At 69.8% G+C, this 12,358-nt stretch carries 14 protein-coding genes; 2 read left to right on the forward strand and 12 right to left on the reverse strand.

Annotation, left to right across the window (positions count from 1 at the left end):
* Positions 1-25: 25 nt before the first annotated feature.
* Together ACFWEJ_RS03060 and ACFWEJ_RS03065 are read right to left on the reverse strand one after the other, a co-directional pair.
* Positions 26-745 carry an ABC transporter permease gene (locus tag ACFWEJ_RS03060; protein WP_377227733.1) on the reverse strand — a complete coding sequence of 240 codons (720 nt, stop codon included), beginning with the start codon at positions 743-745 and terminating at the stop codon, positions 26-28.
* 41 nt (positions 746-786) lie between these two features.
* The gene (locus tag ACFWEJ_RS03065) at positions 787-1,683 is read right to left on the reverse strand and encodes an ABC transporter ATP-binding protein (protein ID WP_377227734.1); all 897 of its coding nucleotides are present in this window, start codon (positions 1,681-1,683) and stop codon (positions 787-789) included.
* 163 nt (positions 1,684-1,846) lie between these two features.
* On the opposite strand from ACFWEJ_RS03065, the gene ACFWEJ_RS03070 reads away from it, so the two are divergent.
* The gene (locus tag ACFWEJ_RS03070) at positions 1,847-3,031 is read left to right on the forward strand and encodes a sensor histidine kinase (RefSeq protein ID WP_377227735.1); all 1,185 of its coding nucleotides are present in this window, start codon (positions 1,847-1,849) and stop codon (positions 3,029-3,031) included.
* On the opposite strand, the gene ACFWEJ_RS03075 is transcribed toward ACFWEJ_RS03070, so the two are convergent.
* The 8 genes from ACFWEJ_RS03075 to ACFWEJ_RS03110 form a co-directional block, all read right to left on the reverse strand.
* Positions 3,015-4,187 (reverse strand): GDSL-type esterase/lipase family protein, encoded by a 1,173-nt coding sequence (locus ACFWEJ_RS03075; protein ID WP_377227736.1) that lies wholly within the window; start codon positions 4,185-4,187, stop codon positions 3,015-3,017. The genes ACFWEJ_RS03070 and ACFWEJ_RS03075 overlap by 17 nt on opposite strands.
* 14 nt (positions 4,188-4,201) lie before the next feature.
* A complete protein-coding gene (locus ACFWEJ_RS03080) occupies positions 4,202-4,771 on the reverse strand; it encodes a TetR/AcrR family transcriptional regulator (RefSeq protein ID WP_377227737.1) in 570 nt (189 codons plus the stop codon).
* Between the two features lie 30 nt (positions 4,772-4,801).
* Positions 4,802-5,848, reverse strand: coding sequence for a DUF418 domain-containing protein (locus ACFWEJ_RS03085; protein WP_377227738.1), 1,047 nt, complete (start codon positions 5,846-5,848; stop codon positions 4,802-4,804).
* A 203-nt stretch (positions 5,849-6,051) separates the two neighbouring features.
* Positions 6,052-7,200 carry an HAD family hydrolase gene (locus tag ACFWEJ_RS03090; protein ID WP_377227739.1) on the reverse strand — a complete coding sequence of 383 codons (1,149 nt, stop codon included), beginning with the start codon at positions 7,198-7,200 and terminating at the stop codon, positions 6,052-6,054.
* A 62-nt stretch (positions 7,201-7,262) separates the two neighbouring features.
* Positions 7,263-8,114: a helix-turn-helix domain-containing protein gene (locus ACFWEJ_RS03095; protein ID WP_377227740.1), complete on the reverse strand. Its 852-nt coding sequence runs from the start codon at positions 8,112-8,114 to the stop codon at positions 7,263-7,265.
* Positions 8,093-8,620: a DUF6879 family protein gene (locus ACFWEJ_RS03100; protein WP_377227741.1), complete on the reverse strand. Its 528-nt coding sequence runs from the start codon at positions 8,618-8,620 to the stop codon at positions 8,093-8,095. Before ACFWEJ_RS03100 ends, ACFWEJ_RS03095 begins: the two co-directional genes overlap by 22 nt.
* On the reverse strand, positions 8,601-8,912 hold the full coding sequence (locus ACFWEJ_RS03105) for a hypothetical protein (protein WP_377227742.1): 312 nt from the start codon (positions 8,910-8,912) through the stop codon (positions 8,601-8,603). The genes ACFWEJ_RS03100 and ACFWEJ_RS03105 overlap by 20 nt, the downstream gene beginning before the upstream one ends.
* Positions 8,913-8,936: 24 nt before the next feature.
* Positions 8,937-9,407, reverse strand: coding sequence for a macro domain-containing protein (locus ACFWEJ_RS03110; protein ID WP_377227743.1), 471 nt, complete (start codon positions 9,405-9,407; stop codon positions 8,937-8,939).
* Between the two features lie 240 nt (positions 9,408-9,647).
* On the opposite strand from ACFWEJ_RS03110, the gene ACFWEJ_RS03115 reads away from it, so the two are divergent.
* Positions 9,648-10,856 carry a TerC family protein gene (locus tag ACFWEJ_RS03115; RefSeq protein WP_377227744.1) on the forward strand — a complete coding sequence of 403 codons (1,209 nt, stop codon included), beginning with the start codon at positions 9,648-9,650 and terminating at the stop codon, positions 10,854-10,856.
* On the opposite strand, the gene ACFWEJ_RS03120 is transcribed toward ACFWEJ_RS03115, so the two are convergent.
* Together ACFWEJ_RS03120 and cynS are read right to left on the reverse strand one after the other, a co-directional pair.
* On the reverse strand, positions 10,853-11,665 hold the full coding sequence (locus ACFWEJ_RS03120) for a formate/nitrite transporter family protein (protein WP_377227772.1): 813 nt from the start codon (positions 11,663-11,665) through the stop codon (positions 10,853-10,855). The two genes, ACFWEJ_RS03115 and ACFWEJ_RS03120, sit on opposite strands and share 4 nt — an antisense overlap.
* A gap of 26 nt (positions 11,666-11,691) precedes the next feature.
* Complete coding sequence (gene cynS / locus ACFWEJ_RS03125; protein ID WP_377227745.1) at positions 11,692-12,144, reverse strand: cyanase; 453 nt, start codon at positions 12,142-12,144, stop codon at positions 11,692-11,694.
* Between the last annotated feature and the right edge of the window lie 214 nt (positions 12,145-12,358).

Below are 12,358 nucleotides of genomic sequence, written 5' to 3' on the forward strand. Positions count from 1 at the left end.
GCGCCGTCGTGCGCGGGACCGCGGCTCAGCGCCGCGGCTCCCAGCGGAACATGCGCAGGGCGAGCGTGACCGCCACGACCACCCAGGCGAGCGTGGGCGCGAGCAGCAGCAGCGAGTCGCCGAGCGGCACGCCGCCGTTCCAGGCGTTGACGATCAGCTCCGTGGCCGCGCCGCCGGGCAGCAGCCGCTTGAGCAGCGTGAGGTCCTCCGTGCCGGTGATCCCCACCCAGCTCGTCACGGCCACGACCCCGAGGCTCAGGGGCAGCGAGGTGACCTGGGCGTGCTCGGGGGAGTTCGTGATCCCCGCGGTGGCCAGCCCCAGGGCGAGCATCATGACGAACGTCGCGACGACGGCCAGCACCAGGAGCGGCACGTCGGCGGGCCCGCCGCTCAGCCCGGCGAACACCGCGAGGATCACGCCCACCTGGACGGCGGACAGGACGCTGATCGGCAGCACCAGGCCGGTCAGGATGGAGCCGTCGCTCGCGGCGGTGGACCGCAGGCGCTTGAGGAAGAGGTCCTGACGACGGGCGGCCAGGGTGGTCACCGTGGTGGCGTAGAGGCTGAACGCGGCGATGGTGAAGACGATCACGGCGCCGATGTAGCCGAGGCTGCCGATCTGCTCGAACGTCTCCCGGAACCGGATGAAGAAGACGCTGGCCGCAACGGGCATGATCAGGCTGGTGATCAGCACGGCCCGGTTGCGGAGGATCTGGGTCAGCTCGCTGCGCGCGATGGAGAGCATGGTCGTTTCCGTTTCTCGGATCTCGAAGTCGGGGCTCGGGGTCAGGCGGGGACGGGGGTGGCCTCGATGGCGCGGAACACGTCGTCGAGCCGGGTCGGCGCGGCGGACAGGCCGACCAGCTCGACGGAGTGTGCGTGGGCCCAGTCGAGGAGCAGCTTGAGGTCCTGCTGCAGGTCGAACGTCTCGATCTGGTAGGACCCGTCGGCCAGTGGCGCGGCCTGCAGCAGGGGCGCGGGCGCACCCGGCGGCAGCGAGAACTGGATGGCCGCCGGCAGGGTGCGGGTCAGCTCGGCCACGGTGCCCTGGTGGCGGAACGCGCCGTCGTGCATCAGGCCGATGCGGTCGGCGCGCTGCTGCGCCTCCTCCAGGTAGTGGGTCGTGAGCACCACGGTGGACCCGTCCTCGCGGAGCTGCTCGACGGCGTCCCACAGCGCGTCGCGCGACTGGATGTCCAGCCCGGTCGTGGGCTCGTCCAGGAAGACCAGCTCGGGCCGCCCGTACACCGCGGTGGCGAAGTCGAGCCGCCGCTTCTCGCCGCCGGAGAGCTGCGAGACCCGGGTGTCGGCCTTGCGGGTCATGTCGACGACGCCCAGCACCCGCTCCGCCGAGTCGGTCCGGCCGCTCAGCTTCCCGATGAGGCGGACCGTCTCGGCGACGGTGAGGTCGGGGGAGAACCCGCTCTCCTGGAGCATGATCCCCATCCGGGGCCGCACCGCGCGGCGGTCGGCGGGGTCCTTGCCGAGCACGCGCACCGTGCCCGACGTCGCCCGGCGGTGCCCCTCGACGACCTCCAGGGTCGAGGTCTTGCCCGCGCCGTTGGTGCCCAGCAGCGCGTACAGCTCGCCCTGCTCCACCTGGAACGAGAGGTCCTTGACCGCGTGGAAGTCCCCGTAGGTGACGTTCAGTCGGTCGATGTCGATGGCGGGGGTTGTCGTCATGCCCTCCAGCACACCCGCTGCGGGCGTCCCGGACCAGTGTGCTGACGTCAGGTCCGCGCCATGACATCCCGGGGCGGAACGTATGACGCAGCGTCACTGCTGCGCCCGCGCGCGGCGACCATACTGGGAGGGGTCCCCTGCCGATCGACGAGAAGACCCACCCATGAACGCCGGATCTGCTCGCCCGGGGCGCGGCCCGTTCCCCGCGGCCCCCTGGTCGCCCTCCGCCACCCGGCTCTCGCGGCGGCGGTTCCGCACGCTCAACCTGTCGATGATGTTGCCGCTACTCGTGGCCGTCGGCGTGTTCATGCTGGTGCGCCAGGCGCAGACCCTCCTGGACGTCGTCGTCCTGGGGCTCGGCATCGTCGCGGTGGTGGTGGCCTTCGAGCGCTGGACGGTCGGCGAGATCACCCGGGTCGCGCTGCCGTGCCTCCTGGTGGCCGCCGCCGTCTGGCCCTACGGGGTGCTGGCGATGGACGGCGACCCGCAGGCGGCGTACTACTCGCTCGCCGTCATCGGCGGCATGAGCGTCGCCCAGCTCCCGCGCCACCGCGCCGCGGCGGCGGTCGGGATCGCCGCCTACGTGGCGGCGGTCGGCGCGCTGGGTCTGGCCCGCGCCGCCGACCCCGGGGTGGACGAGCTGCTCGGGAACGTCGTCATCCCGACCGGGATCACCGTGGTGCTGATCGGCCTGATGTTCCCCAACAAGGGGTTCTACGACGTCATGGCGGAGCTGGAGGAGGCGCGCGAGCGCGACGCGGAGCTCGCGGTGGTGCGCGAGCGGATGCGGTTCGCGAGCGACCTGCACGACATCCAGGGGCACACCCTGCACGTGGTCAAGCTGAAGATCGCGCTGGCCCAGAAGCTGCTGCACAGCGACACCGCGCGCGTGGAGCAGGAGCTGGCCGAGATGTACACCCTGGTGGGCGACACGATCGCGCAGACCAAGGAGCTGGCCTACGGGCAGCGCAAGCTCAACCTGTCCGCGGAGCTCGAGAACGCCCGCAACCTCCTGGAGGCGGCGGGCATGCGTGTGCGCGTGGACCGCCGGGCAGAGGCCGGCGCCGGGGCGACCGACCTCCTGGCGCAGGTGCTCCGGGAGACGACGACGAACATCCTGCGGCACTCGCGGGCCACGCTGGTCCGCATCGAGCTCACCGGGCACGGCCTCACCGTGGTCAACGACGGCGTCGCCGACGACACGCTCCCCGAGCTGCGCGGGCTCGCCACCCTCAGGCGCCGCGTGGCGGACGACGGCGGCGAGCTCACCGTGCGGATCGAGGACGGCCGGTTCGTGACGGCGGCTGTCTTCCCGGCGCCGGCGCCGGCCGCTACGCCCGCGCCGTGACGCCGGCGGGCCGCCCGAACGGGCCCGCCTGAGCGAACACGTGGTCGGCGAACCGCTCGCCGATCAGCCGGTGCGTGGCGGTGTCGGGGTGCAGCGCGTCCGGCAGGGGGTGCACGACGGCGTCGTCCGCCCCGTACAGCGCGGTGCCGTCGAGGTAGTGCAGGTTCGGGTCGTCCGCGCGGCGCTCGACGACCGAGGCCAGCGCGTCGCGGATGACGCGGAGGGTGAGCTTGCCCTGCTGCGCCTCCTCGGGGCGGCCCGTGGCGAGGAAGCGCACCTGGTCGGTGCCGAGGGTGGCCGGGTCGACGGCGCCCGGGCCGGGGGTGTCCTCGTGGATGCCGCAGAAGATGGGCGAGGCCAGCAGGAGCGGCGTGGTCGGGTGCCCGTCCCGGATCGTGTCGAGGAACCCATGGACGGCCGGGACGAAGGTGCGCAGCCGCATCCCGTCGAGGTTGACGACGTTGATGCCGAGCTTGACGCTGATCAGGTCGGCGGGCGCGTCCCGGATCGTGCGCGCGACGAACGGGTCCACGAGTGCGTTGCCCCCGAACCCGAGGTTGCGCAGCTCGACGTCCCCGCGGAGCGCCGCGACGGCGGGCCAGATCTGGGTGGGCGTGCTCGCGTTGGAACCGTGGCTGATGGAGCTGCCGTGGTGCAGCCACACCCGGCGGTCCGGCTCCACCGGGATGACGGGCTCGTCGGTGCGCAGGCCGACCAGCTCGACCGACTCGTTGTGCGGCAGCCAGAGCTCGACGAGCTTGTTGCCAGCGGGCAGGCCGTCGAACATCGTGGTGTGCGAGGGGCCGGGCCGGAACTCGGTGGCACCGGTCTGCAGGTCGGACTCGATCACGTCGCCGTCGGCGAGCGGGCTGCTCGCCACGACGGCGCCGTCGACCACGAGGTCGACGCTGCCGCGCGGGCGGTCCGCGCCACGGTAGGCGAGCCGCGAGGGGTGGGTCTCCAGGGCGACGGTGCGCGCCGTCGTCGTGAAGACCACGCGGACGCCGGAGGGCTGGGCCTCCATCATCAGCAGGTGCGGGTCGGGGAACTGCGTGCGGGCCCACTGCGGGAGCCGGTGCGGACGCAGGCCGCGGGTCGTGGTCTCGACCTCGGCCGCGCCGTGGACGAGGGAGGGGGTCAGGGGTGTGCTGAGCATGGGATGTTCCTTGTTCACTCGGCGGGCCAGGCCCGCAGGAGGGTGTCGAGCGCGACGATGGTCCGGCGCCACGACACCTCGGGGTCGGGCGCGCTGTGGTCGAAGCTGCCGATGCGCTCCAGGGCGAGGTAGCCGTTGATCGTGCTGCCGAGCAGCCGCGTCACGTGCACGCGCTCGCCGGCCGGGATGTCGTAGCCGCGCAGGACGGCGTCGGTGAGGGCGACGATCGACCGGGCGGCGTCGGAGGCGACCACCGGGGGCCCCGCCCGGCGCTGGAGCGCCTGCCACCGGCCCGGCGACTGCCGGGCGAACGCGCGATGTGCCTCGGCCAGGCCCTCCAGCGCGGGGAGCCCGGAACGGCCCGCGACCGCCTCGGCGACCCGGGCGGACAGGTCCGCCAGGGCGACGGCGCTGACGCCGTCGAGGAGCGCCGCATGGTCCCGGACGTGCGAGTACAGGCTGGGCGTGCGGACGCCGAGGCGGCGGGCGACCGCCGAGAGCGTGACTGCCTCCAACCCGCTCTCGTCGGCCAGCGCCGCCGCCTCGGCGATCACCGAGGCGGACGTCAGGGGTGTGCGGGTCATGGACCCAGCCTACACCCTTTAGGTATTTGCCTACTGACCTTCGGTCGCGGCGACCCGACGCCGCATGCTCGCGGGCCGGAGCCAGGTCGCGGTGCGCCACAGCCATTCGACGGGCCCGTAGACGAAGTGCCGGAGCCAGAGCCGGCTGAGCAGGGACTGCGCCACGATCAGCACCAGGGCCAGGACCACCACGGGCGCCGCGCTGGTCATGTGGCCGAAGTCCACGACCAGCGCGGTCAGCGCCACCACGATCGCCGCGCCCACGTAGTTGGTCAGCGCCATCCGGCCCAGCGGCTCGAAGAACGCGGCGATGGCCCGGCGCGCCGGGGTGCGCCAGAGCAGCGCCAGGCCGGTGGTGTACAGCACGGCCATGACCAGGCCGGCCACGGAGCCCGCCGTCGAGAAGCGGGGGTCGCCGCCGGGCGTGCTGAGCTGCCAGTACAGAGCCGGTCCGGTCAGCACGGCGGCCGCGGCGAACACGATCGCGACCACGCGGCCGGACGACTCCAGCGCCTTGGGCAGGCCGTAGGCGGCGGCGCCCGCGCCGAGCAGGATGACTCCCGGGACGGAGGCCAGCCCGCCGCCGAACATCGCGTAGGCCACGGCCGTGAGCGCTGCGCCGCCGGCCAGGGTGACCCAGCGCGGGGCGAACGCCACGACGGGCAGCACCAGCAGTCCGACGACGCCGTACTCGATCAGCACGTTGCCCGGGTAGGCGATCATCAGCAGCCCGCCGATGACCGACAGCGCCAGGAGCCGGCGCACCAGCACGAGCACCGGCCGCTCGGCACGCGCCCGCGCGCCGTCGAGCACGATCCACAGGCTCATGCCGAACAGGAACATGAAGATCGGCACGAACCGGGTCTGCACCGTGAGGTAGAGCGCGTCGAGCACCGGGTCCTGGACCGGGGCGCCGCCCTCCATCACACGGGCCATGCCGAGCCGGGTGATGTCCACGGCGTTGACCAGCAGGATCCCGAGCACGGCGAAGCCGCGCAGCGAGTCGATGAACCGCCAGCGGGGGCGGGCGGTGCCGGTCGGGGTCGGGGCCGCGAGGGCCGTGTCGGGTGCGCTCATGACGGCCATCCAAACAAGTGCAGGGTGGCGGCGTCGTCCGACCCCGAGACGATCTTCTGCGTGGGGGACTCGGGGTGAACCCTGGGTGCCGGCGGCGCTCTGACCAGGGTGGTCGGGCGATCTATCTGCCAGGTGGTCACCGCACGGGAGCCGGTGCGGCGTCGGCTATCGACCGCAACGCTTCTCTGATCGAGCGGAGCGGGTCAGGCGTAGGTCAGTGGGAGTTCGAACTGGGCCGGTCTGGCCCCGGGCCTGAGTGCGGTCGTGCGCCAGTGGGCACGTCGCCGTCCCTCCTCGCCGCGCGGGTAGGTGAGGCCGGCTTCGCGAGCGGCGCGTTCGACGTCGCGCATGGTAGAGGCTCTGCCGGCTGGAATCGGCGCGTGCCGAACCCATCGACCCGCCCGGAGCGTGTGGACCTCACACCCAGCGAGGTCGGGACTGGACCCGTGCCAGACCCGGACCACGACGGGGCCCGGCGCACGTTCGGCGGCGGTGTGGGCGGCTGCGGCGAGCTGTGCCCCTAACTGTGACAAGCCAGGCCGGCGTGCGGGGACTGGGACCAGTGACAGGAGGATCGGGAGTGCCCCGTTGTCTGCGATCGTCCCTGTGGTCTCGTCGGCTGCCTCACGCACAGCGTCAGGTGCGTGCCCCATGGCGACGCCACGTGCCGCCCAGCCCAACATGTTGATGTCGTTGAGGCCGTCCCCGACCGCAACGGTGTGCTCAGGTGCGACTCCGAGCAGACGACGGATCTGTTCCAGTGCTGTGGCCTTGCTTGTTCTGGGCGCCGTGACGTCGAGCCAGCTGTGGCCCGCTGGCGTCACGGTGATTTCGAGGTGACGGAGCGCATCCGCGTGGTCGGCGACCTGGTTGGCGTGGAGCGCAACTCGCGAAGCCTGTCCTGCCACGAGATCTTCGAGCGGCGTCAGTTTCTGCGGTCCGTTGAGCAGCCCAGGTCCGAACTCGTGGTTCACGCGCCAGCCCCAGCCAACGTCCTCGACTGCGACATCTATGCCAGGCGACAGCCGGTTCGCCTGGTGGATTACCAGGCCCGGGCTGAAGGTGCGAGCCTCCTCCACCACGTATCCCGAAGGCGTGTCCCGGTCGAGACGTACTGTCAGAGCTCCGTTGGAACAGACCGCCGATCCCTCGGCGAGGCCCAGCCTCCGGGCGGCAGCGAGCAGCCCGACAAGTGACCTTCCGGTTGCCAGCACGACGTGATGTCCACTGGCGCGCACCAGCTCCAAGGCTTGGACCGTCTCGGGCGGCACCCTGTCGTCCCGGCCGATCAGCGTGCCGTCGATGTCGAGCGCGATCAGATGCGTTGCCGTTCCCGCCGGTGGCTTTTTCATTGTCGGACCTCCCCAGGTGCGCTTGCTCTGGGAATGATCCTGAGGCCGTTCTCGGGTCGGTACTAGTCGCTTTCCCGTTGCCGCACAAGGTCGTCTCGAACGCCTTCGAGGAAGGGCTTCAATGCCTCGCCAGAGATGCCTTGTTCGGCGAAACCGTCGAACTTGTCGAGGTAGAGGGCGACGTCCCGAGGGTCGGTCACCACGACCTTCGCGTGCACCGTCTCCACGCTCACGGAGCGGTCATCGCGGACCACGAAAGCGTGGTTAGGAATGTCCCGCTGAGCGCCGGCCAGCGGCACGACCCGCAGGTCGATGTTCGGCAGCCGAGTCAGAGAAATCAGTCGGTCCAGCTGCCCGGCCATGACCGCCGTCGGTACGATCAGCCACCGCAGGACCGGTTCGGTGATGACGAAGCGCAGGGTCTTGTTCTCGTCGTAGAGGACTTCCTGGCGCTCGAGCCGTGCGCTCATGGTGCGTCGCACCGTCTCCTGGGTGAGGTCGTCGTGCCGAGACAGGATCGCCCGCATGTATTCCGGCGTCTGCAGCAGACCCGGCACGAGTGCGGGCTGGAACACCCGAAGCAGATCCATGTCGGCCTCGACGGCTTGCAGCTGCTTCTGTGCCTTGTGCAGACCGGCGCGTTGGATCAGGCGCCAGGCCGTGGCCTCGGTTGCCACCGCACGAGCGGCCTCCATGTACTCCGCCTTGACCGCGTCGGACACACCGATGGAGCTCAGGATTCGGTCGACGTCGTCGGCACTGGGGGAGAGCTTGCCTGTCTCGATCTTGCTCAGCTTGCTCGCGGACATGACAGAGCTGCGGGCCACGAACTTTGCCTCCGTGCCAGAGGCCTGCCGTAGGGCCCGCAGCGCTGCGCCCAGCTCGGAACGATTCACTTGCCGTACGTCGCCCACCAGTCTGCGAACGGCACCGCGTGCGCCAAGGCTGTCTCCCGGTAGGCGACGTACTCCGGGCCGTGGTCGTCCGGCAGCACATCGGCACCGACGAACTTGCCGTCGCTGTAGTTGAACCGGGCCGGCGTGGTCGAATCGAAGAGCCAGAAGTCGCCGACATGTTCAGGCAGCGGCGTCGGCTGGTCAGTGACGTCGAGGATGAAGAACTCTTCGCCTGCCGCGGCATTGGTGACGTAGCCCCAGCCGAGCTCGAAGCGCAGGTAAGGCGTCAGCGGCCGGCGAAGAACATGCACGCGGTACATGCGCCGTCCCGCGTCGGCGTGGGTGCGCACCTCGTCGAGCCAGTCCAGGTTGTAGTCGGCGGGCTTGTCCTGGCCGTCGAGGAACAACCGGTAGGCGTCGACATTGCCGGACCGGCTGTAGTCGTCGAGAGTCTCCAGCCGGAAGGCTTCGCGCTGAAACTGATCGAACAGGTCTCCCAGGGTCTTAGGCGCCAAACCGGTCACCAAATGCCTTCCGGATCAGGTCCAAAGGGATCTCCACCAGGGTCTCGTGCGCCGGAATCGTCAGACCATGGTCAGCCGGCGTCTCACCCTGCACCAGGATCGTGCCCCGGTCGGTCTCGTAGATCGTCGGGCAGTCGTTCTTGTCGCACGTGCTTGCGAGCGTCGTCACCTTCATGGCGGTTCCCCCTTGGCCGGCCTGCTGTCGCGTTCGATTGTTGGGTGCCTGTGCCGACCGGGCAAGAGGGTTGAGTTTCCACAACGGGAAAGCGTCGTACCAGGGTCGGTAGGTCACGACTCGGGCGTAGCGCGAATGGCCTCACGACGCCTCCGCCGGGCGTACCTCCGGGACGTAGAGGCGCACCTCGACGTCCGTCAGCCCGCCGAGGGCCGTCTCGATCCGGGGACGGACCTCGGTCCAGTCCAGCCCACCGTGGCCCGCACCCAGAGGCGGGACCGCGATAGACCGGATCTCGAGCTCCTGGATCACGCGGACGAGATCGACGAGGCCGTCCTCGATGTACGAGAGCTGGGAACCCGATCGCCAGTGCTTCTTCGTCGGGAAGTTCACGACGTACCTGGGACCGATCGGCGCACCCGTCGGCCAGACGTGCATCTGTCCGACGGCGACCTCGCCGGCCTTGCACGCCAGGGCGTAGGCGTCGTACATCTCGGGGTAGGTGCGGCGGAACTGCAGCGCGATGCCCTTGCCCATCACACCCACGGTGTTCACGGCGTTCACCAGGGCGTCGACGTCCGCTTCGAGCAGGTCGCCGTGTACTTCGGTCATCGGTGTCTGCGTCACGCCCCAGGAGTACCACCCGTGTCTGACACGGACGTCGGCTCCGGTGATCGGGCGCCGCGTTGTCGTCGCTCGGCCCGACGTCGAAAAGATCCATGCGTTCGACGAGAACCGACCCGCCCCGACTAGTAACCTCTAAGACCTCGCCTCGTCCGGACACCCGCCACCTCGTTGCCCGAACCGTCGCGGGCAGCGAGCGGCTCTGTCCCTCGACCGAAAGCAGGCCGCATGGATGTCTCGCCGCTCGTCTGGACGCTCACGGTCGCAGGGATCGTGCTGCTGCTCCTCTTCGACTACTTCTTCCACGTGCGCAAGGCGCACGTCCCCGGGCTGAGAGAGGCCGCGATCTGGTCCTCGATCTACGTGGGGATCGCGCTGCTCTTCGGGGTGGGCGTGCTGGTGCTGGGCGGGGTCGCCGCGGGGTCGGAGTACTTCTCCGGCTACATCACGGAGAAGGCGCTGTCGGTCGACAACCTGTTCGTCTTCCTCATCGTCATGACGAGCTTCCGCGTGCCGCGGGAGGACCAGCAGAAGGTGCTGCTGTTCGGCATCACGTTCTCGCTGGCCGCACGCACCGGGTTCATCTTCCTCGGCGCGGCCCTGATCAACTCGTTCGCGTGGGTGTTCTACATCTTCGGCCTCATCCTGCTGGTCACCGCCGGCAACATGCTCAAGCCGGAGAGCTCGGAGTCGCGGCACGAGGAGAACATCGCGGTGCGGGTGGCCCGCAGGCTGTTCCACACGAGCCCGGACTACGACGGCGACAAGCTGTTCACGATCCACGACGGCAAGCGGGCGCTGACCCCGATGCTGCTGGTCATGGTGGCGATCGGCGGCACCGACCTGCTGTTCGCGCTCGACTCGATCCCCGCGATCTTCGGCCTGACGCAGGACGTGTACATCGTGTTCACCGCCACCGCGTTCTCGCTGCTGGGCCTGCGCCAGCTCTACTTCCTGCTGGACGGCCTGCTCGACCGGCTGATCTACCTCTCGTACGGGCTGGCCATCATCCTCGCCTTCATCGGGGTCAAGCTTGTGCTCCACGCGCTGCACGAGAACAACGTGCCGTTCATCAACGGCGGCGAGCCGGTACCGGTCTTCGAGATCAGCACTGGCCTGTCCCTCGCGGTGATCCTCGGAGTGATCACGGTGACCGTGGTGGCGTCGCTGTGGAGCAAGGCCGGGCGGGCGCAGACGGCGATCGCCAACGCCCGCCGGCACGCGACGGAATACCTGGACCTCGGCTACACGGCCGACCACGCCGAGCGCATCCGGGTCTACGCGGCGCTCTGCGAGGAGGAGACGACGATCAAGAACCTCGGCGAGAAGTACCGGCAGAAGGCCCGCGACGAGAGCGAGCTGATGGACCTCCTGCACCGGGCGCACGCCGAGCACGACGAGTCGGTCCGCCGGGCCGTCCGGGACGGGACGGCCTAGCGCAACGCTCTTTCCGGGGCCGTCCTGAGGTGCGTGCGATAGATCACGACCCCGACGAACATCAGTCCTCCGACGAGATTTCCGAGCACTGTCGGCAGCTCGTTCCAGATCAGGTAGTCGGCGATCGTGAAATTGCCGCCGAGCATGAGCCCGATCGGGAAGAGGAACATATTGACGACGGAATGCTCGAAACCCATGTAGAAGAACACCATGATCGGCATCCACATCGCGATGACCTTGCCCGCGAGGCTGTCGGACATCATGGCGCCGACGACGCCGGTCGAGACCATCCAGTTGCAGAGGATTCCGCGCACGAAAAGGGTGAGCATGCCGGCCGCTCCGTGCTCCGCATACCCCACGGTCCGGCCCTCACCGATCACACCGATCGCCTGGCCGACCTCGCTCGGCGGGCTGGAGAAGCCATAGGTGAAGACGATGGCCATGAGCAGGGCGGTCGTCAGCGCCCCGGCGAAGTTCCCCAGGAAGACGAGCCCCCAGTTGCGGAGCACCGCCGCGCCCGTCACGCCGGGGCGCTTGTCCAGCCACGCGAGCGGGACGAGCGTGAACACCCCGGTCAGCAGGTCGTAGCCGAGCAGGTACAGCATGCAGAAGCCGACCGGGAAGAGGACGGCCCCCACGAGCGGCTGGCCGGTCTGCACGCTGACGGTGACGGCGAAGGCGGCGGCCAGGGCGAGGATCGCGCCCGCCATGTAGCTGCGGATGAGGGTGTCGCGGGTGGACATCAACGCCTTGGCCTGGCCGGCGTCGACCATCCGGATCGCGAAGTCCTTGGGGGCAACGTAAGACATGAGGGGGCTCCGTATCGAGGGCTCGGTCACCACTGGTACTTCAGGAACTTGCCGTCGATGATGACGCGCACGCGGTCGCCGTCCGGGTCCTCCCGGCGGGAGATCTCGACGTTGCAGTTGATCGCGCTCATGATCCCGTCGCCGAACTCCTCGTGGATGGCTTCCTTGAGGGCCGGGCCGTAGACGTCCAGCAGCTCGTAGAAGCGGTAGATCGTCGGGTCCGCGCGGAGGCTGTCGCCGTTCAGGCGGTACGGCTGCTCCTGGAGGGCGGCGACGGTGTCCTCGTCAAGGCCGAGCAGCCGGCCGACCGCCTCGGCGACGTCGGCGGGGACAGGGTGTGAACCCAGGAGCGCGGCGATGGTCCACAGCAGGGGGCGGTCGATCTCTTCGGCGACCTGTGCCCAGGTCGTTCCCGACCGGCGCAGGGAGGTGCGGACGTCCTGCGTCGCGGCCTCACGCGTGCTGTTCCATGTCGTCATCTGATCTCCGGTCGGAAAGAGGCGGTCGGGTACCGCCCGTGTGCCTTCATCTCACCGAACCGGCATCCGCACTCCCAGGCCGTTTGCGAACGGTTATGCGCAGAAAGCGCAGCCGCAACGTCCTTTTACGAGCGTGAAACGTCTGCGCAACGGCTGCGGGATCGCCCCGCGCGTACCGTCCCCGGGAGAACGGAGGAACCGATGGCCGCACTGG

The sequence above is a fragment of the Promicromonospora sp. NPDC060204 genome (assembly GCF_042728455.1).
Taxonomy (GTDB): Bacteria; Actinomycetota; Actinomycetes; order Actinomycetales; family Cellulomonadaceae; genus Promicromonospora.